Annotated in this window: 17 protein-coding genes; 4 read left to right on the top strand and 13 right to left on the bottom strand. The window is 59.9% G+C overall.

Going from position 1 to position 21944, the window contains the following annotated elements; genetic code table 11:
* The 13 genes from E8E75_RS12485 to E8E75_RS12425 form a co-directional block, all read right to left on the bottom strand.
* Window positions 1–1240 (bottom strand): alginate export family protein (locus tag E8E75_RS12485; RefSeq protein ID WP_348530009.1); only part of this gene is annotated, 1240 nt, incomplete at its 3' end.
* A 352-nt stretch (window positions 1241–1592) separates the two neighbouring features.
* Entirely contained in the window at window positions 1593–2384 is a 792-nt protein-coding gene (locus tag E8E75_RS12480) for an ABC transporter ATP-binding protein (protein ID WP_179057943.1), read from the bottom strand.
* Window positions 2385–2463: 79 nt separating this feature from the next.
* Window positions 2464–3321 (bottom strand): nitrate ABC transporter permease, encoded by an 858-nt coding sequence (gene ntrB / locus E8E75_RS12475; protein ID WP_120655149.1) that lies wholly within the window; start codon window positions 3319–3321, stop codon window positions 2464–2466.
* 14 nt (window positions 3322–3335) lie between these two features.
* Window positions 3336–4619 carry a CmpA/NrtA family ABC transporter substrate-binding protein gene (locus E8E75_RS12470; protein ID WP_120655150.1) on the bottom strand — a complete coding sequence of 428 codons (1284 nt, stop codon included), beginning with the start codon at window positions 4617–4619 and terminating at the stop codon, window positions 3336–3338.
* A gap of 501 nt (window positions 4620–5120) precedes the next feature.
* Window positions 5121–5699 carry an ANTAR domain-containing protein gene (locus E8E75_RS12465; protein ID WP_120655151.1) on the bottom strand — a complete coding sequence of 193 codons (579 nt, stop codon included), beginning with the start codon at window positions 5697–5699 and terminating at the stop codon, window positions 5121–5123.
* A gap of 20 nt (window positions 5700–5719) precedes the next feature.
* The gene (locus tag E8E75_RS12460) at window positions 5720–6934 is read right to left on the bottom strand and encodes a CmpA/NrtA family ABC transporter substrate-binding protein (RefSeq protein ID WP_280358982.1); all 1215 of its coding nucleotides are present in this window, start codon (window positions 6932–6934) and stop codon (window positions 5720–5722) included.
* 270 nt (window positions 6935–7204) lie between these two features.
* Window positions 7205–9937, bottom strand: a complete 2733-nt coding sequence (locus E8E75_RS12455) for a LuxR C-terminal-related transcriptional regulator (RefSeq protein WP_179057948.1) — start codon at window positions 9935–9937, stop codon at window positions 7205–7207.
* Window positions 9938–10226: 289 nt separating this feature from the next.
* Window positions 10227–11402 (bottom strand): acyl-CoA dehydrogenase family protein, encoded by a 1176-nt coding sequence (locus E8E75_RS12450; RefSeq protein WP_280358981.1) that lies wholly within the window; start codon window positions 11400–11402, stop codon window positions 10227–10229.
* 137 nt (window positions 11403–11539) lie between these two features.
* Window positions 11540–11992 (bottom strand): heme-binding protein, encoded by a 453-nt coding sequence (locus E8E75_RS12445; RefSeq protein ID WP_179057950.1) that lies wholly within the window; start codon window positions 11990–11992, stop codon window positions 11540–11542.
* A 274-nt stretch (window positions 11993–12266) separates the two neighbouring features.
* Window positions 12267–13202, bottom strand: coding sequence for a catechol 2,3-dioxygenase (locus E8E75_RS12440; RefSeq protein WP_179057951.1), 936 nt, complete (start codon window positions 13200–13202; stop codon window positions 12267–12269).
* A gap of 360 nt (window positions 13203–13562) precedes the next feature.
* Complete coding sequence (locus E8E75_RS12435) at window positions 13563–14510, bottom strand: PDR/VanB family oxidoreductase (RefSeq protein WP_179057952.1); 948 nt, start codon at window positions 14508–14510, stop codon at window positions 13563–13565.
* Between the two features lie 56 nt (window positions 14511–14566).
* A complete protein-coding gene (locus tag E8E75_RS12430; protein WP_179057953.1) occupies window positions 14567–15628 on the bottom strand; it encodes an aromatic ring-hydroxylating dioxygenase subunit alpha in 1062 nt (353 codons plus the stop codon).
* A gap of 222 nt (window positions 15629–15850) precedes the next feature.
* Window positions 15851–16903 (bottom strand): SGNH/GDSL hydrolase family protein, encoded by a 1053-nt coding sequence (locus E8E75_RS12425; protein ID WP_280358978.1) that lies wholly within the window; start codon window positions 16901–16903, stop codon window positions 15851–15853.
* Here E8E75_RS12425 and E8E75_RS12420 point away from each other — a divergent pair.
* The 4 genes from E8E75_RS12420 (at window position 16902) to E8E75_RS12405 (ending at window position 21936) form a co-directional block, all read left to right on the top strand.
* Window positions 16902–17996 carry a helix-turn-helix domain-containing protein gene (locus tag E8E75_RS12420; protein ID WP_280358976.1) on the top strand — a complete coding sequence of 365 codons (1095 nt, stop codon included), beginning with the start codon at window positions 16902–16904 and terminating at the stop codon, window positions 17994–17996. The two genes, E8E75_RS12425 and E8E75_RS12420, sit on opposite strands and share 2 nt — an antisense overlap.
* 101 nt (window positions 17997–18097) lie before the next feature.
* Window positions 18098–18802, top strand: coding sequence for an NAD(P)H-dependent oxidoreductase (locus E8E75_RS12415; RefSeq protein ID WP_179057956.1), 705 nt, complete (start codon window positions 18098–18100; stop codon window positions 18800–18802).
* A gap of 49 nt (window positions 18803–18851) precedes the next feature.
* The gene (locus tag E8E75_RS12410; protein WP_179057957.1) at window positions 18852–20033 is read left to right on the top strand and encodes an acetyl-CoA C-acyltransferase family protein; all 1182 of its coding nucleotides are present in this window, start codon (window positions 18852–18854) and stop codon (window positions 20031–20033) included.
* 442 nt (window positions 20034–20475) lie between these two features.
* Window positions 20476–21936, top strand: coding sequence for a 2-hydroxymuconic semialdehyde dehydrogenase (locus E8E75_RS12405; protein WP_179057958.1), 1461 nt, complete (start codon window positions 20476–20478; stop codon window positions 21934–21936).
* Window positions 21937–21944 lie beyond the last annotated feature (8 nt).

Genomic DNA, 21944 nt, shown 5'->3' with positions numbered 1-21944 from the left:
AGTAGGTGTATTGCACCTGCACCCAGAGCTTGTCGGTATCGACCGTGCGGGCTCGATCATCCGAGTCGTAGCTGGCGTACTTGAGCAGTCCGACCAGACCTTTCACGCCTGGTATCGGATGGGCGTAGGACAGGTCGATCTCGCTGCCGTAGCTGTCGCTGCCCTGCTCGGTGTCGAAGTCGTGGTACCAGGCTTGCAGGCTGCCGCCGGCCAATGGCGCGGTGAACCCCAGGTAGGCGTCCTCGATGCCGTCGGCCGGCGTGGTGAGGAACTGGTCGGCCCAGCCCTGAAAGATGTGCTTGGTCGCCAGCGGCGTCTGGAACGCGCGGTTGCCGGGGCCGCTGTCGCCACCCAGCACCTCGTACCCGCCCTTGAACTGCACGCCCTTGAAGACATACCCCAATTCCGCCAGGTAGTACTCACTGTCCAGGTCCAGCGGGTTATCGGCGTAGTCCTGCTGGCGTGCGTACTCCAGCGCATAGTTGAAACCGGCCAGCGCACCGTTCAGGCGCAGGCCGCTGGTCCGGCTGGACAAGCTGCCCAGCGGGGAGGTCGCGGTGGTCGCAATGTTGTCCAGGCCGAGCAGGTAGCTGTAGGCGGTCACTGCGAGTTCCGGCCGCACCAGGTACTGGGCATTGAACAGGTGACTGTGGCCTTCGATGTTGGCGGGGTTGGTACGGTTATCGAAGCGGCCGTTTTCCGGGCCGAAAATGGTGTTGATGTTGTCCAGGTAGCTGTAGGTCAGGGTCAGGCCATCAAGGGGCTTGAGCTGGGCCAGTGCAGCGTCGTAGGTCTGCTCGTTCTGCCGCCAGGCCGAGCCGCCGACAAAGCGTTGGTTGTCCAGGTTGATGCGTTGGCGGCCCAGCACGGCGCTGCCGAAGGCCTGGTCATAGCGCAGCAGGGCCTGGTTGACTTCGGTGCCGTCGGGGTCGACCACCATGGCGTAGTTGGTCTGGCCATTGCGGGTGCTGTTGTAGGCGGCATCGCCGAGGCGGCTGACGTTGTCCACTTCCACCAGGCCCGAGAGGCCGTACCACTTGCCGGTCTGGAAGCCGACGCGGGTGCGCAGGGTCTGGGCATTGGCGTCGCGCAAGTTGTTGTTCTGGTCGACGTTCTCAAAGCGGTAGCGGGCATCGAGGATGGCTTTGCCCCCAGTGAACAGGTTGCTAACGTCCTCTGTGGCCAGGGCGGCGTGACTGGTGCCGGCAACGGCCAGCGACAGCAGAGCGGGTTTCAGCATGTGCATAGCGGACTTCCTAGGTCTGAAAAGCGCAAAAAAAACGTCACGGTGTCCGCGCTCCGGGTGGAGAGGGGATTCCGCGACGTCGTTGTCGGTTGAGTGGCAGACACGCCGTTGTGCTGACCGGGGAAGGTCTTAGCAGGCACTGTGCCAGTTTGTTCAACTACTTGATTTACATGATGTTTGTTTAGCGACAAGAACATTTGGCGATTACGTCATGCACCTGCGCGGGCAAGGTTGCATTGGCGGGGTGCGAAGCCGGGTACGGGGGCCCCTGCATGGGGCATGCGGGCAAGTCAAAACGCGAAAGCCCGGCACGGGGCCGGGCTTTCGCGAAGGGCAGGGCGGATACCTAGGCGGCGGGGCGCTGCTGACGTTGGTAGAGGAACTCCAGCACTGCGGTGCGGTACTCGTGGTAGCGGGCATCGTTGGCCAGGGCCAGGCGGTCGCGTGGGCGCGCCAGCTCGACCTGGACGATATCGCCGACGGTGGCCGCCGGGCCGTTGGTCATCATCATGATGCGGTCGGAGAGCAATACGGCCTCGTCCACGTCATGGGTGACCATCACCACGGTACTGTGGGTCTCGCCGACGATGCGCAGCAACTCGTCCTGCAGGTGCGCGCGGGTGAGGGCGTCCAGGGCGCCGAAGGGCTCGTCCATCAGCAACACCTTGGGTTCCATCGCCAGCGCACGGGCGATGCCCACGCGCTGCTTCATGCCGCCGGAGATTTCATTGGGGTGCTTGTGCGCCGCATGATCCAGGCCGACCATCTGCAACGCCGCGGCGGTACGTTCCTTGAGGCGGGCCTTGCTTTCACGGGCGCCGAAGACCCGCTCTACGGCGAGATGGACGTTGCCGAAGCAGGTCATCCAGGGCAGCAGGCTGTGGTTCTGGAACACCACGGCGCGCTCAGGGCCAGGGCCGTCGATTTCCCGGCCATTGCAGATCAGCCCGCCGTCGCTGGCATCCAGCAGGCCAGCGATCAGGTTGAGGACGGTGGACTTGCCGCAGCCGGAGTGGCCGATCAGCGAGACGAACTCGCCACGGGCGATGCAGAGGTTGACGTCGCTGAGGGCCTGGAAACGACCCTTGCGCGTATCGAAGTGTTTGCTGACGCCGGTCAGCTCGACGAACTTGTCCATCAGGGTTCTCCTGCTCTTGGTAGGAGCGAGCTTGCTCGCGAATGCGGTTCGCGAGCAGAGCTCGCTCCTACAGAAATGGTCAGTTGTTGTAGTCGAAGCGCTTGGCCAGCCACAGCAGGCTCTGTTCCAGGGCCAGGCCCACCAGGCCGACGATGATGATGGCGATGAGGATGTGCTCGACGTTGAGGTTGTTCCATTCGTCCCACACCCAGAAGCCCAGGCCGGTGCCGCCGGTGAGCATTTCCGCCGCCACGATCACCAGCCAGGCGACACCGATGGCCAGACGGATGCCAGTCATCAGGTGAGGCAATACGGCCGGGAACAGGATGCGGGTGAGGACCTTGAACTCGGAGAGCTTCAGCACCCTCGCCACGTTGAGGTAGTCCTGCGGCACGCTGGCCACCCCGGCGGCGGTGTTGAGGATGATCGGCCAGATCGAGCTGATGAAGATCACCCAGATCGACGCGGGGCCAGCGGCCTCGAACACCAGCAGGCCGATGGGCAGCCAGGCCAACGGCGACACCGGGCGCAGCAAGCTGATGATGGGAGAGAGCATCCCGGCCAGGAAGGTGAAGCGGCCGATGGCGAAGCCCAGGGGTATGCCCACCAGCGCCGCCATACCGAAGCCCAGGCCGACGCGGCCCAGCGAGTGCAGGATGTTCCAGCCGATGCCCATGTCGTTGGGGCCGTTGTCGTAGAAGGGATCGGCAAAGAGTTCCAGCGCCGAATGCCAGGTCGACAGTGGCCCCGGCAACCCTTCGCTGCGTGTCGCCACCAGGGCCCAGAGGCCGATGAACAGCAGCAGGCCGAGCAGTGGTGGGACCAGTGCCCGTGCCAGGTTGTTGAAGAACTCCACGGCTGGCTTGGCCAGTCGTGGAGCGGAGCTGGGTGCGGCCTTGGCCGGCAGAGGCAGCGGCGGAGTTACCGGAGCGTTCATCGTTACCTCCCGGGTCAGGCTTTGATGGCAAAGGACTGGGCGTAGGCGGCAGGGTTCGAGCCGTCCCACAGCTTGCCGTCAATCAGGGTGCTGCCGCGCATCTGGCTGGCCGGAACCGGCAGGCCGAGGGCGCTGGCCGCTTCACTGAACAGCTTGGTCTGGTTGACCTGGGCGGCGACGGCTGCGTAGTCCGGGTCCTGCTTGATCAGGCCCCAGCGCTTGAACTGGGTCATGAACCACATGCCGTCGGAGAGCCAAGGGAAGTTCACGTTGCAGTCCTTGCAGAAGGCCATGGCGTGCTTGTCATCCCATTTGTTGCCCAGGCCGTCCTCGTAGTGGCCGAGGAAGCGCTGCTCGATGACGTCCACCGGGGCGTTCACGTAGGCCTTGCCGGCAATGAGTTTGGCGGTGGCCTTCTTGTTCTCGTCGCTGGCCTCGATGAAGCGGCTGGCGTCGAGCAGGGCCATCACCAGTGCCCGTGCGGTGTTGGGGTTCTGCTCGACGAAATCGCGCGAGCAGCCCAGCACCTTCTCCGGATGGTCCGCCCAGATCTGCTGGGTGGTGGTGGCAGTGAAACCGATCTTGTCGAAGATCGCCCGCGCGCCCCAGGGCTCGCCGACGCAGAAGCCGTCCATGTTGCCGACGCGCATGTTGGCGACCATCTGCGGCGGCGGCACGGTGATGGTCTTCACATCGGTCAGCGGGTTGATGCCATGGCTGGCCAGCCAGTAGTAGAGCCACATGGCATGGGTGCCGGTGGGGAAGGTCTGGGCGAAGGTCAGCGGGTTGCCGCCCTTCTTGATATGCGCGGCGAGTTGTTCACCGTTGGTCACGCCAGCTTCTTTCAATTGGCGGGAGAGGGTGATGGCCTGGCCGTTCTGGTTCAGTCCCATGAGCACCGCCATGTTCTTCTGCGGACCGGCAACGCCGAGCTGGGAGCTGTACATCATGCCGTAGAGCACGTGGGAGGCATCGAGTTCGCCGGTGTTCAGCTTGTCGCGCACGCCAGCCCAGGAAGCTTCCTTGCTGGGTGTGATGGACAGGCCGTACTTGGCGGCGAAGCCCTGGGTGGCGGCCACGACCACCGAGGCGCAGTCGGTGAGGGGAATGAAGCCGACCTTCAGGGCGGTCTTTTCCGGTGCATCCGAGCCGGCGGCCCAGGCCGCGCTGCGCAGGAAACCGGGAGCGGAGAGGCCGAGGGCGGTCACGCCACCGACCGTGCCGGCAATGGCGATCGATTGCTTGAGGAAGTTGCGACGACTGTTGTTCACCGGGTCTTTGGAATCACGTTCGCTCATGGTGCTGTCCTGAATGGAGGGCAAAACAAAAACGGCGCACGCCAGAGCTCCCGAGAAGGAAAGGAGCTCTGACGGACGCCGTTGTCCGTGATCCGCGGCCCACCGCCGTTGGCGCGCTACGCAAGATTCTGCAGGTGAGACTGCAAACGCCTTGCCAGCTTGCCCAGCAGCCCGAAGCCATGACTTCGGCAGGCTGCTTTAGGTCGTTATTGTCTTTTAAATCAGCAGCTTGACTCTTTGGGTAAAAGTGCGGACAGGCTGGCGGCACTGAGCCATGTTCGTGCGGTGCAGAGGTGGCCTGAACGGTTTTGGTTCACTTGGAGTAGGAGTGCGGCGAGGGGCGGATGCCAGGAACGTAGTCCTGTGTCTGGGGCAACGACGGACCGCACCACAGTGCGCCTGCGTACGGTGTGTGGCTTGAGGTTGTCGCGGGTGTTTGCCCTGTCCATGTGGAGCGATGAGTTTGCACCCACATGGACTTGGCCGATTTCTACTCGCTGTTCAGACGCCGAGCATCTCGTGCGTGGCGATGATCTGTTCGGCCACCTGGATCAATCGTTGTTGACGCCCCATGGCCTGGCGACGCATCAAGGTGTAGGCGGCATCCTCGTCACAGCTTTTCATCTTCATCAGTAGGCCCTTGGCCAACTCGATGCGTTTGCGTTCGGCCAATTGGGTATCCCGCACCAGCAACTGGGTACGCAGGGCCTGGTCAGCCTCGAAGCGCGCCATGGCCACGTCCAGGATCGGCCGCAGGCGTTCGGCGTGAATGCCCTCGATCACGTAGGCGCTGACACCGGCCCGAATCGCCTGGCGCATCAGCTCGGGATCGTGGTCGTCGGTGAACATGACGATCGGGTGAGGCCGGTCGCGGCTGACCATCACTACCTGTTCCATCATGTCGCGACCCGCGGATTCGGTGTCTATCAGCACGACATCGGGGCGCGCGGCTTCGATCCGCTCAGGCAGGTTGATACTCAGGCCGGTTTCGTCCATGACCTCGAAACCGGCCTCCACCAGGGCATTGCGCAGACGGCCGACTTTCTTCGGGGTGTCATCAATCAGGAGAATGCGGAGCATGCTGTGATCAACTCCAGGCGTCAGAGGGAAGCAGCCGCAATGGCGGAGCTGCGGGCATGGATGGCGAAGCTGCGGGCGTAGCCGGCCGGATCGGTGCCGTCCCAGACATGGCCGTCGAACAGCCTGGAGCTGCGCATGGGGTGCTCGGGGACCACGATGCCCAGTGCTTCGGCCGCTTCGCGGTAGAGCGCAAGCTGGTGGACTCGACGGGCCACGCCGAGGTAATCCGGGTCTTCCCTGAGCAGCCCCCAGCGACGGAACTGGGTCATGAACCACATGCCATCGGACAGCCAGGGCATAGACGCCTCTCCGCCGGCAAAGAAGCGCAGTGGGTGAGCATCGCGCCAGGCGTAGCCGAGGCCGTCCTCGTAGTCGCCGAGAAAACGCGGTTCGATGGCCGACAGTGGTGCATCGAGGTACTCGACACCGCTGATTAGCCGGGCAGTGCTGCGCTTGTTCTCGTCGCTGGCGTCGATGAAGCGGCTGGCCTCGAGCACCGCCATGGTTAGGGCGCGGGCGGTGTTGGGGTACTGCTCCACGAAGGCGCGCGTGCAGGCGAGCACCTTTTCCGGGTGGTCGGGCCAGATCATCTGGCTGGTGGCCAGGGTGAAGCCCTGTTTCTCATCCACCGCTAATGCGCCCCAGGGGCCGCCAGCACAGAAACCGTCGATGTGCCCGGTCTTGAGGTGCTGGACCATCTGCGCGGGCGGAAGCACGACTGTGTTCACATCTTCCAGCGGGTGGATACCCTGGGCCGCCAACCAGTAGTGCAGCCACATGGCATGGGTGCCGGTGGGAAAGGTCTGGGCGAAGGTCAGTTTCGCACCGTGCTGACGCACCCGGGCGGCGAGAGTGTCGGCTCGGGTCACACCTGCCTGACGCAGTGGTTCGGAGAGATTGATCGCCTGGCCGTTCTGACACAGCCCCATGAGGATCGCCATTTCGGTGGGCGAGCCACCCAGTCCCAGGTGGGTGCCGTAGACCTGGCCATAGAGCGAGTGCGCGGCGTCCAGCTCGCTGCTCAATAATCTGTCACGTAAGCCAGCCCAGGAGGTCTGCCGCTTCAGCTCCAGGGTCAGCCCGTAGGGCTGGGCGAAACCCTGGGTGGCCGCGACGATCAGCGAGGCGGAGTCGGAAAGGGCCATGAAGCCCAGGTTCACTGTGCGCTTTTCCGGGGCATCGCTGCCCGCGACCCAGGCGAGGTTGTCGTTACGGGTGCAACTCTTGTCGGTCATGTTGTTTGTCCCACCACTGAACGAAAAAGGCGCCGTCCCAGTCGCCATGGGATTGGTGACCGGGTACGACGCCATCGTCTATGAACTGTCTCCGCCGTTGGAGGGAGTTCGGAGTGCTGGTGTCAGCAAGTGATGTGCCATCGTTCAGTAATGAAACTGAACGGAGGGCAGGGAAGAGGGCGCTGCTGGAGCTTCGATTAGTAGACGACCTCAACTTGGCTGTTATCTGCCATTCGGTATCGGCTGCTGCATAACCCAGCCCCTCGCTTATTAATGAATCAATCCACGCTCTCTGGCGGCACGTACCGCCAGTTTTCGCTTTCGTACTCCAAGCTTTTCAAAGATGCGCTGCCAGTACCATTTAACAGTGTTCTCCGTCAGCCCCAACGCTTGAGCTACTTCCTTGGCGGCGAGGTTTTGGGCCGTTAGACGAATGATCGCCAATTCGCGTTCGGACAGGAGCTCGGCGCTGGCATCGGTGGATACCAGCTCAGTTACTCGGGGTACTTCAGGGCGTTGGCCGAAGGCCGCAAGCAGTTTGTCTAGATAGCTGGTCCATGCCAGAGGGATATCAGCTGCTGTTGATTGTTTCAGCTGAAGCAGTAGCCCACACAGCTCTTCGCCCTCGTCGACAAAGATGCGCACAAATAGTCCTTCGGAGCGGCTTAAAGCTTCGATCAATGTGCGGCGCGCAGCTAGGTTGTCGCCAGAGCGAGACAGCAGACGTGTCAGCAATACGGACACGCGTACAAAGGACCGATTGTACTGGCGCTCCTGCAACAGATTTGCCCAGCGTCGTAGTACGCGTATGGCATTGGCATATTGGCCGTTCTCAAGGCTAACGCGGGCGAATGCCATTGCGAAACTCTCTCGGCTGCTGTCTGCCCCTTTCTCAGGGGATAAGGATTTGAGAGCAGTGAAATCCGGGCTGCGTTCAAGCAATCGCTCGGCCTGCACCAACTGACCCTGTTCAACGTAAAGTTGCACTTGGGCCGCCAGCACCCGGGCGCGCAAACGCGGCAGCTGGAATCGCATGGCAAATTGATGGGCTGCGTCGAGTTGCTCGTGCGCCACGGTGTAACCCGCATCTAGCCTTGTCAGAAGCGCGCCGGTAATCACTCGGGAAATGATGGAGTCGACGATGCCGAAGTCCAAGCTACTGATGGAAATCTCGGTCAACAGCCTGCGGGCTTCGTCTAGGCGATCCGTTTCATACCAAAGCTGAACCAATGGAGCTGCAGCCATGGACGCGAGTGAAGAGTCCCGTCCCTGGATACGGATTGCCGTTGCGTGAGCGGACAGGAGCAGACGCTCCGCGGTGGCAACCTGGCCGCGCGATGCAAAGACGCAGCCGGCGACAACGTCCAGGAAGACTGTTCCATAGCCGGCCCCTACGTTGAGGAATAGCCGACGTAGCTCGTCCACCTCCAGCTCGGAAACGAGACTCTGATAGCTATCACGCCGGCACATTATCAAGGCAACTTTTGCCGAGGCGAGCATGAAACTATCGCTGTGCTGATAGGCCTGCAGCCAATTTGTGATGGCGCGTTCGGCTGGGCGTAACTGGTCGGTAAAGGTTTGCAGCATGCAGTCGCGATGCTCCAGGGTTACACGGAGCAGCTCCTGCTCCCTGGCGGCGCTGCTGCCCTCAACAACATCTGGGTCAAGAAGTTGTTGGGTCTCGAAGAGCAGGCGGCGAGCCTCGAAAAATCGCCAGCGAATGATGTTGTCCCATACCAGCTCAAGCTGTAGCCGAGGAAGGCGTTGCATCACGTTGGCATCGAGCTGATCGGCCAGCGCCTGTAGCGTGGTGGTTTGTCCGCTGCTGAAGAGCGCTGGGCTTATACGGTCCAGTAACGTGCCGGCCCATTCCTGTTCGTCCAGGATGAACGCATGCTCGATGGCTTCAAGCTCCCGCCCGTGTCCAGCCAGCCATTGACCGGCACGACGATGGTACTGCTGCGCCGAGCGCGGAGATCGGTCCATCAGAATACGGCGCAGCAGGTCGGCGAACAGATGGTGATAACGGTACCAGTTGCGCTCCCGATCCAGCCCGAGAAGGAATAGGTGCTTCACCTCTATCTGATCGATCAAGTCCCTTGCGTTGCTCACTCCGAGTACCTCGTTTGCGAGCTCGGCGTTGAACGATTTGAGTAGCGAGGTCGCAAGGAGAAATTGCTCGATCTCTTGAGATTGCTTGGCAAGTACCTCTTCCACCAGGAAGGCGGCAATGTCTCTATCTGCGCCGGAGAACCGCTGGAGAAAAGTATCGACATCTACTCCAGACTCCAAGGCAATCGAGGCCATGCGTAGGCTTGCCGGCCAGCCTTCTGTTTTCCCCAGTAAGGTAATCAGCTGCGTTTCGGACAATTCCGGTATATGGAATCCGGCCATGAACTGGCGGGCTTCTTTCTCGGAAAATGAAATCGCTGCGCTATCGATCTCATGCAATTGACCGAGGGCGCGTAGCCGGGAAAGAGGCAGCCGCGGTAACTCGCGCGAGGAAATCACCAGATGCAGGTTATGCACTGGGCTGGTAAGAAGCAGGCTGATCAACTCCAGCACTCGAGTGTCGGTGATCAGATGGAAGTCATCCAGGAACAGATACACGCGGTCTGGCAACTGCATGACACGTTCGAGAATCTCTGCTGCCAGGTAGGGAGTGCTGGGGCCGGATCCTAGGCCATGGTGCGAGCCGGAGGCATTGATTGCACTGTGGCCATCAAGCGCTGATAGGAGCAGGGACGAGAAGCGCACTACGTCGTTATCGTAGCTGTCGAGGCCCAGCCAGGTGGCTTGCAGGTGCCGTTGCTGCAGGCGACGGAGCAGCGCGGCCATAAGACTGCTTTTGCCATATCCTGCCGGCGCGCAGATCAGTAGCAGCGACTTGTCGAGACTTCGTTCAATCCGATCCAGCAAGTCCTCTCGCTCAATCAGCCCGCCGGCCTGCGTTGGCGGTGCGAATTTTGTTGGCAGAATCGGCCATGAGGCTGGGCCGTTCATCGACTGTTCACCGGGCATGATCAAACTGAACGCTGCTCAGGCTCCAGCGTTGAGTGGAATACCCATCACGGAAACCCTTGTTGTTAGAAACTGCCGAAATCGGCAGCGAGTGCGTCGTTTATCACATAGCCGTCTGTGATGCTCAAGGCCCTTGAGCGTGCGGCCCCGGAAGGACGAACGATGGCAATGCCCGAAAGGGAGGGTGGGGGCGTTGCTGCTGGGATGAGAATACCGGCCAATGCACAGTGGAGTGCCCAGCCGGTAGTCCCTTAGCTATTCGAGTCAGGTATCAACCGGTGAAGTCTTTGCCGAAGATGTTCCGAGCGATCACCCACTTCTGTACCTCGTTGGTGCCTTCGTAGATCTCCGCGATCTTGCTGTCGCGATACACCTCTTCAACATGATAGTGCGACCCATCGAAGGCCAGCTCCTTGGTGAAACCGTAGCCGCCGAAAATCTGAACACCTTCGCGGGCGAATTCGCTGGCCAGGTTGGTCCCGTACCATTTGGCCATGGCTGCTTCAGGCTCGGGGAACTGCTCCCCCCCATCCATTCGCAATGCGGCTTTGAGGTACAGGTTGCGTGCGTTTTCGATTTCGGTAGCTCGTTCGGCCAGGCGGAATTGCCAGTGCTGGAACTGGGCCAAAGCCTTGCCGAAGGCTCGTCTTTTCTGCAGGCGGGCAACGCTATGGTCGAAAACGCTCTGCGCCATGCCTACACCACTGGCGGCGATGCCAATGCGTCCGTAAGTCAGTACTTGCAGCGCGATCTTCAGTCCGTCGCCACGCTTGCCCACAACGTTGTCTAGCGGGACTCGGACCTTGTCGAACCGTATATCGGCGGTCAGTTGCCCATGGTTTCCGAGTTTTTTGTCAGGCGCACCGACAGTGACGCCTGGTAGGTCGAGGTCGACAACCACTTCGGTCATTCGCTCACCATCGCGGCACAGCAGCACGACGAAGCTAGCTACTGGCGAGTTCGTGATCCAGCGCTTGTGCCCATTGATCTCAATGTGGTCGTCGTGGAAGGTCGCATGGGTCACCAGGGCCTCTACCGACAGGTCAGTGCTAGCCTCCGGTTCGCTGGTGGCAAAGCTGCCGATCTTTCGACCTTCCAGTAGCGGCGTCAGGTAACGCTTTTGGAGTGCGGGGTTGGCCCATTCGAGAGCGTGGCCGGCGAGGATGCAGTGCACATCGTAGATCGCCGCGACGCTATTGCTGAAATAGCTCAGCTCCTCGATAACGACCGCGGTTGCTGCTGCTGGACATGCCAGGCCGCGCCCACCGACTTCAGCGGAGAAGGGAATTCGAAAAAGGCCGGCATCTGCCATTGTCTCGAAGAGGTCGAAAGGGAAAGCCTCGACAGCTTCTTCACGGTGGCCGATTTGCCAGGCAACAGGTGCCACATGCTTTTCGCAGAACGCACGCACTTCTGCCCGAATCGCAAGTACCTCCTCTGGGCTCATCAGGTCGTGGTACAGACGTGGTTCCTGGCGAGGTGGATGAATCTCGTTTGTCATTGTCATTTCTGGCAATTCTCGTGTTGGTCGGGATGGGAGGTGCACTTTGTCCGGATATCCGCCCTGGTCGGGCCTGAACACACTCAACACGCACCCAGGGCGATGAGCGCAGCCCGGGCGCAGGCTTCGTCTTCGGATTCACTACCACCGGAAACAGCGACAGCACCTATCAATTGACCGTCGATACGTATCGGCAGACCACCTCTCACCAAGGTCAGGTCGCGGTGCGATAGCAGACCATCACGTACGCGTTGGCCGGAGGCTTCCAGGACTTGTTCGAGCTCAGCTGCTGTGATGCCGCAGCCTGCTACGCTGCGCGCTTTTTTGATGGCCATTTCATGGGAAATCAGAAACGCCCCTGGCATCCTGGCGAAGCCGGTAAGCGCGCCTTGGGAGTCGACAACGGCGACCACTACCTTTATCGCCAGTAGTTCCGCGTGGTGGATCGCGGCCTCTATGGCCTGTAGCGCAGCTCGATGGGTGATGAGGGGGTGAGAGATGTACAGGGGATCAGTGGACTTCGGATTGACGACCATCGTTGACTCCGAGACCGAACGAATTCGGTCCTGCTTTTGTTGCGCTCGGGGCGATGTGCGCCAGCGGAGCTAGCCAGGGGCTCGGTGCCTGTAAACATGCAAGGCTCAATTCCCCTGGGCATTGATGAAACTGGCTGATCGGCACTCCGCCCACCGGCCACACTGAAAAAAAAGGGCGTCTCGGTTTTTCACGCTCGATAAGGTAGACGCCCGTGAAAGGAGCACTGCTGGTTTTCTCTCCGAGACCTTGTTGGCGGTTGCGGAGAGGCAACAATCAGGTCACCACAGTGAGAAAAGTTTCGTGAAGCTTGCGCTGCACGTAGTCGAGACCGCCGCCATCACCGATACCGTCGAAAGTCCAAGTCAGCGGTGGATGGTCCGGATAGGGCTGGCGATCTTCCTTGAAAGTCTCGAAGCGATTGCCGGACGGATCCCATGCATAAATGGTCCTGCCACGAGTCACGCCATGTCGGGTTGGTCCGATGTCCACAGGCACGTTGTTCATCGCCATGATGTCGCCGGCGCGCAATACCTGTTCCCAGCTTTCCATCAGGAAAGACACATGGTGGAGCTTCCCTGGCTCCTCGTAATGACCGAAGGCGATGTCATGGGATTTGATCGAGCAGCTGAGGAACCCAATGATGTTGGTCTCGCCATCTGGGCCAAGTACGCGCTCGACCAGCGTGAACCCGAGCACATCGATGAACAGCTTGAGCGTCTCTGGTACGTTCGGTCCGTACAGCAGCAGATGGTCCATCCGCAGTGGTGAGATGCCGTGAGTAGCCGTAGGGTCCCACGGAGTCGGATTGACCTCACCGCACCCGTTGCCGACGAAAGTCTTCTCGGCATACAACTCGACTTCGTGACCACTGGGGGTGGTGAAGCGTACGCGTTCACCGGTCTCTAGCAGGTCGCCGGCGGCGATGCGATGCGTGTCTACCCCGTAGGCCTGCAGCTTGCCTTCAAGGTCATTCAGGGTAGCGACATTCAGCACCTTGAAGCCGACGAAATCCATACCTGCGCGATCGGCCTCACGCAGTATCACGCTGTGATGATCAAACTCGTCGCGGCATTTGAGATAGATGCGACCCTGGGAATCCCGCCCGGTCTCTAGCATGCCGAGAACATCGCGGTAGTGGTGTACGCCCGCCTCAAGGTCCATGACACGTAGTTGAACGTGCCCGGGGCGCAGAACGCCTGTCATTGCCATGTTTCGCTCCTGATTGTGTTTGTTCTAGAGAGGGCTGGCTGTTGCCCCCGGGCGTGGGCCCGTCTTCTGGCCTAGCTGTTCGACCCGACGGTGGCTAAACACGTCTGGGTCATGTACCGGAGGTACCACTTACAGAGGTCATGGAGCGCGGCGATGCTGCTCCAGTCTGTATGTCGGCTAGCTCCATTTGGCAGTCAGTAGATACCCTAACTACCGTTGTAAATACCGTCTAATACCTTGTTTTCGTCTGCCTCATACCTATTTGGTATGTCTATGGCTCGCCCTCTTTAGTCGCCCCAAGGGGCTGCTCTTGGCGGTTTTCCTTGTGCCGTGGCCTTGTCCGCATGCGGCACAGCGTGTTCAAAGATCGAGATACAACGTGTCTGACATTGCGCGGGATACACAGATGATGATGTGCTTGTTCGCCGCGCGTTCGGCAGCTGAGAGCACGTTGTCACGGTGCTCGGGAATACCATCCAGCAGGCCCGTCTTGCATGTGGCGCACAGGCCCTCGCGGCACGAATAAGGCACGCCTTCACCACATGCCTCGAGCTCTTCGAGAATGCTGCGTCCGGCTGGTACTTCGAGAGATTTCCCCGAGCGCAATACAACGGTGAATGGCTTGTCCCCGGTGGTATCGATCTCCGTTGCCGTAAACCACTCGAAGTGCAGGGTTGCTGGGTCGCGTCCGGTCGCCGAGGCCTCGACCGATTTCATAAGTGGGTCAGGGCCGCAGCAGTAGATGTGGGCTGTTGGGCTGATGCCGACCAGCGCCTGTGATGGATTGAAGAAGTCTTGCTGTTCGTCATCAAAATGCAGGTGGCAGCGCTCCGGTGCCAGCGACATGAGGTCTTCATAGAACGCCATGCGCTGGCGATTCCTCGCGCAGTAGAACAGCTGCCATTTCTTGCCCAGGCGAATACAGGTATGGATCATCGCCATGATTGGCGTAATACCAATACCGCCAGCAATGAAGACAAACTCGTCTGCCTCTTCCTTGAAGGGGAAGTTGTTTCGAGGCGCGCTGGTCTGCAGCGTTACACCAACGCGGATCGACTGGTGGATCAGGCGGGAGCCGCCGCGGCTGTCTTTGGCCAAACCTACGCCAATGCAGTAGCGATCCCGCTCAGTTGGATCATTGCAGAGTGAGTAGTGGCGAATCAGGTTGCCCGGCAGATAGACCTCAAGGTGCGAACCAGCCTCGAAGGGGGGCAGATCCTTGCCAGCGGGATTACGTAGTTCCAGGAGCATGACGTCACGTGCTTCGCAGCGTACGTCGGTGACTTTCAGGGAGATTTTTTCGCTCATTTCGGCAGCCTTTCCATAAGGTGTCGTCGCGGGCACAGCGCTCGCGGCCACGGACGTCAGAGGGACGATGCAATAAGTGCTTCTTCTTGCATGCGTTCTTCTCTGATCAGCTTGTCCAGCACCCAGAGCATTTTGCCGGGGCCAGCATCGGCTGCGATGTCGAAGGTCTTGAAGTCAGGCTTTTCCTGCATGCGAATGCGCTGGCCTTCGAGCATCACCTTGTCTTCAAAGAAGGCGGCGTCGATGCCTTCCTTGAGTAGATCGGCTAGCCCCGGGCGTTCGGTAGCCTTGCTCACACCCCAGGAGAAGTAGTAATCCACCGAGTCTGCGTCACGAGGCGTAATGGCTTGGCAGCTCCAGGAGTCCAGTACCAACTCGCCATCGGACTCGCCTTCAGTGGCGGTGCCTGCAGTAAATACGCGGAAGTGCAGGATCCAGTTGCAGGGGACGGTCTGAGTGATGTCGAAGTGCGCATCGCATGTGAATCCCGGCGGGAACAGGTGAGCGACGAACTTTGGAACCGGTACGTTACGTACCCAGTAGTCGGTCTTGATCCCGCGAGGCAGGATCTTGTGCTCGGGTCTGGCAAGAGCCTGTGCCCAACCCATGGCAATGGTGTTGTCGTGCGTGAATGAGCTATGCGACAGGTCCGCCAGGTTGGCGTTCTCCATGCGATAGTCCGCATCAACCTGGATGTAGCTCGGGCGTACTATGTAGTCCGGGTTGCCTGGGCCGACGGAACTGCAGATCAATGCGGGATCAGCCTTTTCCGGGTCACCCATCCATACCCAGATCCAGTTGTCCTTCTCCACTACAGGGAAGGCTCGCACGCAGGCGCGTTCGGGGATGTTGTCCTGGCCGGGGATTTCGTTGCACTTGCCATCGGCGCCGAACTTGATGCCGTGGTACATGCACCGCAGGTCGTCACCTTCTTTGGCGCCCATCGAAAGGGCCGCCTGGCGATGTGGGCAGCGGTCTTCGAGAGCAACGACATCGCCATTTAGCTTGCGGTACAGAACGACGCGCTCTCCGGCGATTTTCCGGGCGACGATGGAAGTCTTCCCTTGCGATATCTGGTAATCCCAGCCTGCGCAGTACCAGCAGTTTTTGAGAAACATGGCTATCTCCTACCAGGGCGCTGTAGAGCAGCGTTGTTTTTGTTTGGTCTGGCTTGTGGTGTCGTAAGAGCACCTGTGGCCAAGGTAGCGAGCGTGGGAATGGTGACGCACCAACCTTTTGGGATGGTGGGGCGAGGCATCGTGGCGTGGGGAGTGGGGCAGCATGCGGGGGGCAGTAACCAGCCCGAGGCGTTACCTCAGGCCGGTTTACACGATTCAGCGTTAGAGCAGAAAGCCCATTGCCAAACGATTGAAGCGTTCGCCAATCAGGCGGTAGCCATCTGCATTCGGGTGCAGGCCGTCTACCAGTAGCGCGTTATCGGCAGTGCCGAACAGGTCCAATCCATTGATGTAGTGCAGTTGCTGGTCGTTCTGGCTGCGATGAGATTCGACTACGCCTTCCAGGACCTGGCGAATCTCCTCCAGAGTCATGCCTCCGTTCTCGCCAGCTGCTTCGCGGGACGGCGATGCGATGGGAGATACGAGAACGATTGGGAGTTCGGGCTTCGCGTCCCGAATCAAGACCAGCATGGAATGGGTGGAGTCTGCCAGGGTGCGCGGATTCATGGCGCCGCCGTCCCAGATATTGATACCTAGTTCCAAGACCAGGGCATTGATGTCCTGCTTGGCGATGGTCCGAGCTGCCAGGCTGCTGATCAGGCAGGAGCCCGCCCAGCCCATGTTGAGCATGCTGACATCGGCGAGGGCCGAGGCGACTGCCGGCCAACTGCCGGTGCCGCTATCAGCTTCCATGCCATGGGTAATTGAGCTGCCATGGAACAGTACCTGTGGGCGGACGTCAGGCGCTGCGCTCCAGCTTGCGCCGGCATCCACCTCAAGCGATTGGATGATTTGCACGGTGGATTGTGGGAACCAGATTTCCACGGTTTTCTCGCCTGCGGGCAGATGCTCAACACTCAGCACGGCGTGCGGATCACCCTGCGGGGCCTGGCCTGGAGTGAGAAACGCACCACCTGCAGCTGCCGCTTGCGCAAACACCTCGTTGTTAACGCGAACCTCGAAGTTGCGTTTCCACTGTTCCGGTTCGCTCAAGTAAGCCTGGGTCTGCAAGGTCCTCAGTCGCACGTTGCGGCTATTGGTGTTAAGGCGAAGGCGCACGCCCGATGTCATCGCTGCGGTAAAGCCGTTGAGCGGGTCGAGCATGAAGCCAGTAGCCGGATCGAAGCGAACTGGCTGCAACCCTGCCTCATGCTCGATGCAGCCGAGCTGACCTGTCAGCAGGGACTTGAGGTCGGTAAGGGGGACGTGTTGCATGGTGCGCACCTCTGGTTGTGGATCCGTTTTGTCGGACAAAGGCGCAGTCTATGAAGCTCGACTGAATGGCAGTAGTGTAAAAAAAGCCACTTTATATGCGGAAACAGACGGTATGCCTGTCGCGGCGATTTTCCTATACGACAACTGCTACGCCTCCAGCGTGGGCGGCTTTGCCGATGTGTTGCAAGTCGCCAACGCGCATCTTGCCGCTCAGAACTCAGCGCAGCGTTACACCTGGTCATTCCTCGCGCCGAAGGCTGGTGGTATCACGACGAGTAACGGATTACCGCTCCAGGCTCGGCAGCCTGAGCCGGGTGAACACTTCGATATTGTCTACATTCCTGCCTGTCACTATCTGGGCTATCACTCCTTCAGGCAATTCCTTGATCAACAGTCGCTGCATTGCGAATGGCTCTGCCGGCAGTGGGAGGTGGGGGCTGAGCTCATTGCCACCTGCACTGGAACATTCGTCCTGGCCAATACCGGACTGCTTGATGGTCGCGTCGCAACAACCACCTGGTGGCTGGAGGAGCAGTTCCGCGCCTGGTTTCCCGCCGTGGATCTCCAGATGGCGCCGATACTGACTCAGTCGGACCGACTGTTCTGCGCCGGAGCACTGTCCTCCTATCACTTGCAGTCGATCCAGACCATTGAGCGCCATTCAGGTGCAGCACTGGCAGCGCAGTGCGCCAAGAGCTTGCTGATCGATGTCAGCCAGACGCTTCAAACGCCATACCTTCCGTTGTTGGCGCATCGTTCGCACAGCGATGCCGTGGTGCAGCAGGCGCAGGATTATCTCGAGCGCCACCTCGCCGACCCCATTCGCCTGACAGATCTTGCGAAGCGTCTGGCGGTAAGCGAGCGCACGCTGATTCGTAGATTCCATCTGGCGCTTGAGCAGACTCCTCTGGCCTACCTACAGAGCTTGCGCATCGAGGCAGCGCGAACCATGTTGGAGACCGGTAATCAGCGCATCGAGAGCATTGCGCAGGCAGTCGGGTATCTGGACAGCAGCTCGTTCGTCAGGCTGTTTCGCGAGCGCATTGGACTCACCCCGGCAGCCTATCGGCGGAAATTCAGGCTGGGCGGTTAAATTGCTCGCTTGTCGGAACTCGCATAGTTGGAGTCATTTTTGCCACTGTGCGAGCAATATGCACGCCCTTACTCTGGCGCCCTGCCAAGTGAGGTGCCTCCATGAATGTCTTGATCGTGCATGCCCATCCGGAGCCTGCCTCCTTTACCTCAGCGCTCTTCCAGGCCGCAGTCGAGCATTTCCGCAACCTCGGAGCAGCGGTCGAGGTTTCTGACCTTTACGCGATGGGGTTCGATCCTGTTGCCAGCGGTGCGGACTTTAACGAGCGCGCCAATCCGGACTACCTGGTGTACGCCCTGGAGCAACGCAACGGAGTCAAGAGCGAAACCCTTCGTGATGATATCCAGAGGGAAATCGACAAGATCAAGCATTGCGACTTGTTGGTTCTCTGCTTCCCCGTCTATTGGTATGCGATGCCAGCCATCCTCAAAGGTTGGATCGACAGGGTGTTTGTCTCCGGGGTGTTCTACGGTGGTCGACGCATCTTCGACCTAGGGGGTATGCGCGGAAAGCGTGCGTTGGTTTGCGCGACCCTCGGAGGGCGCGAGGGCATGTTCTCCGCTGAAGGCATACACGACGACCTGCATGCTCTGTTTCGGCCTCTGCTGAAAGGGACACTGGGCTATACCGGCTTCGAAGTGTTCGATCCATTCTTTGCCTATCACGTGCCCTATCTGGATGACGCCGCGCGCGGAGAAATTCTCTCCCAGTGGTGCGAGCTTCTGGCTGAAATCGATCAGCGACCGGTGATGCCGATGCCCTTCACCGACGAATACGACACGAATTTTGAACGGCGTGTTCGCTAGCGCGAGCGAGCCCGAAACCCTCCCTACTATTTGCTCAGCAGGAGTTCCCATGAGTTCCCAGGATGTCTTCGTCATCGAAGCGGCACGTACAGCTATTGGTACCTTCGGTGGCGCCCTCAAGGATGTGGAGCTGGCCGACTTGGCTACCACACCCATCAAAGGAGTGATCGAGCGTTCCGGGATTGATCCGGCAGCTATTGGTCATGTCGTTATGGGAAACGTCATCCCTACGGTGCCGCGCGACGCCTACCTGTCCCGAGTTGCTGCGATGAATGCAGGAATTCCTAAGGACGCTTCGGCCTTCAACGTCAACCGTCTGTGTGGCTCGGGCCTGCAGGCCATTGTCTCTGCCGCACAGGCCGTGATGCTGGGGGATGTGCAGTTGGCCATTGGCGCTGGCGCAGAAGCCATGAGCCGGGGGCCATACATGATGCCGGCGGCCAGATGGGGCGGTCGAATGGGCAATATGCAGGCCCTGGACTACGTGCTCGGTGTTCTGCATGACCCCTTCCACAGTGTTCATATGGGCATCACTGCGGAGAACGTTGCTGCACACAGCGGTATCAGTCGCGAGACTCAGGATGAGTTCGCGGTGGAAGAACAGCGCCGTGCTTCGCTGGCCATCATGGAGGGGCGATTTGTAAGCCAGATCATCCCGGTTGAACTGCGCACTCGCAAAGGTGTGGAGCTTTTCAGCGTGGATGAACACCCGCGTGAATCCACTGCGGAGCAACTGGCGAAAATGAAAGCCGCGTTCAAGTCTGACGGCACCGTCACCGCCGGTAATGCGTCGGGGCTCAATGACGGCGCTGCGGCATTGCTGTTGGCTAGTGCTCAAGCTGTCGGCGATCAGGGGCTTAAGCCGCTGGCTCGCATCGTTGCGTACGCTCACGCCGGTGTGGAGCCCGAACTTATGGGGCTCGGGCCTGTTCCGGCAACACGCCTAGCGCTCAAGCGTGCTGGCCTCGCTATCGATGATCTGGATGTGATCGAAGCCAACGTGGCCTTTGCGGCGCAGGCCTGTGCGGTGATGAAGGAGCTGCAGATGGACCCCGCCAAGGTAAATCCCAACGGTTCTGGAATCGCTCTTGGTCATCCCATAGGGGCGACCGGGGCGATTATCGCCACGAAGTTGATTCATGAATTGCACCGTACTCAGGGGCGCTATGGCTTGGCGACCATGTGTATCGGGGGAGGTCAGGGCATCGCGGTGATTTTCGAGCGCGTCTGACCTCTCGGGTATCGGGCAGGGGGGCGATACCGCTCGATACCTGACGCAGCGTTTCTCCTCATTATTGGCCGTCTAGATTCTCCGCTGTTCGAGCTTTGAGAGAAGTTTCTTGGAGTGAAGGGCGGCCAGTACTCAACTAAGTGTGAACCGTCGCGGAGAACTGCGCTCCGCGATGTCTTCGGGAGTCGCGTGGCGAGGAGCCCAGGACAATCGACTCCGCTGCGGTCCTTTTCGCGATATACGCGCAGCAACTCTGACCCATTTCTATTGCTGCTTTAAGGCGCCTTGCCGCAAGGTTGTTCGCTGTCCAAAGAGATACCCGATTGGTATTGGCGAGGAACGAATAAAGTATTAGTCGGTATCGAATCCGCTCCCTAGACTCAGTAAACAGTCTGGTTCGCCCTTCCGGCGGACCACCTAAGGACAAGAGTGCGGAGCGATCATGCGCAATATCGATAACTTCATCGCGGGCGAATTCGTCGCCGCTGCCAGCGGCAAACGCTTCGACAAGCGTTCGCCGGTAGACAACCGTGTGATCGCTTCGATTTCCGAAGCGGGCCGTGCGGAAGTGGATAGCGCCGTAAAGTCTGCACGCAGTGCCTTGCATGGCGAATGGGGTGGCCTGACCACCGAGCAGCGTGTCGACATGCTGCATGCCGTGGCTAACGAGATCACCCGCCGCTTCGATGACTTTGTCGAAGCTGAAATGGCCGACACCGGGCAGCCGGCACATGTCATGCGGCATGCCTTCATTCCTCGTGGCGCGGCCAACTTCAAGGTTTTCGCCGATGTAATCAAGAATGTCGCCAGTGAGTCTTTCCGGATGGATACCCCGGATGGTCGCGGCGCGCTCAACTACTCCATGCGTGTGCCGAAGGGCGTAATTGGAGTGATTTGCCCATGGAACGCGCCCTTCCTGCTGATGACCTGGAAGGTCGGCCCGGCGCTGGCATGCGGTAATACCGTACTGGTCAAGCCTTCCGAAGAATCTCCGCTCACAGCAACTCTTCTCGGTGAAGTGATGAACACCGTAGGCATCCCCAAGGGGGTGTACAACGTATTGCACGGTTTCGGTCCGGATTCCGCGGGCGAGTTCATTACTCAGCATCCTGGCATCGACGCCATCACCTTTACCGGTGAAACGCGCACAGGCACAGCAATCATGAAGGCCGCTGCCGAAGGCATGCGAGATGTGTCATTCGAGTTGGGTGGGAAGAACGCAGGAATCGTATTCGCCGATGCCGATTTCGATGCGGCAGTGGATGGGATTTTCCGTTCGTCCTTCCTCAATTCCGGACAGGTCTGCCTGGGTACCGAGCGCGTTTACGTCGAACGTCCGATTTTTGAGCGCTTCGTTCAGGCACTGAAGGTTAAGGCAGAGGGCGTGAAATACGGTCGGCCTGAAGATCACGCCACGACCTATGGTCCGTTGATCAGCCAGGAGCACCGCAGCAAGGTGCTTTCCTACTACCGCAAGGCGGTGGAGGAGGGGGCCACGGTGGTAACTGGCGGTGGTGTGCCTGATATGCCCGGTGAGTTGGCCGAGGGCTCGTGGGTTCAGCCCACTATCTGGACGGGGCTGCCGGACAACGCTGCGGTAGTGCGCGAGGAGATCTTCGGCCCCTGCTGCCACATTCGCCCGTTCGACAGTGAGAACGAGGTGGTGTCGCTGGCCAATGACAATGAATACGGCCTGTCTACCACCATCTGGACGAGCGACCTATCCCGCGCCCATCGCATGGCTGCGCGTATCGATGTAGGGATTACCTGGATCAATAGCTGGTTCCTCCGCGATCTGCGCACTGCGTTCGGCGGTTCCAAGCAGTCGGGAATCGGTCGCGAAGGTGGCGTTCACTCCCTGGAGTTTTACACCGAGACACGCAACGTGTGCGTGAAGCTGTAAATCGCCTT

The organism is Pseudomonas sp. BN606 (assembly GCF_029873115.1).
In the GTDB taxonomy this organism is placed as follows: Bacteria; Pseudomonadota; Gammaproteobacteria; order Pseudomonadales; family Pseudomonadaceae; genus Metapseudomonas.
This window is presented reverse-complemented; position numbering and strand designations above follow the sequence as displayed.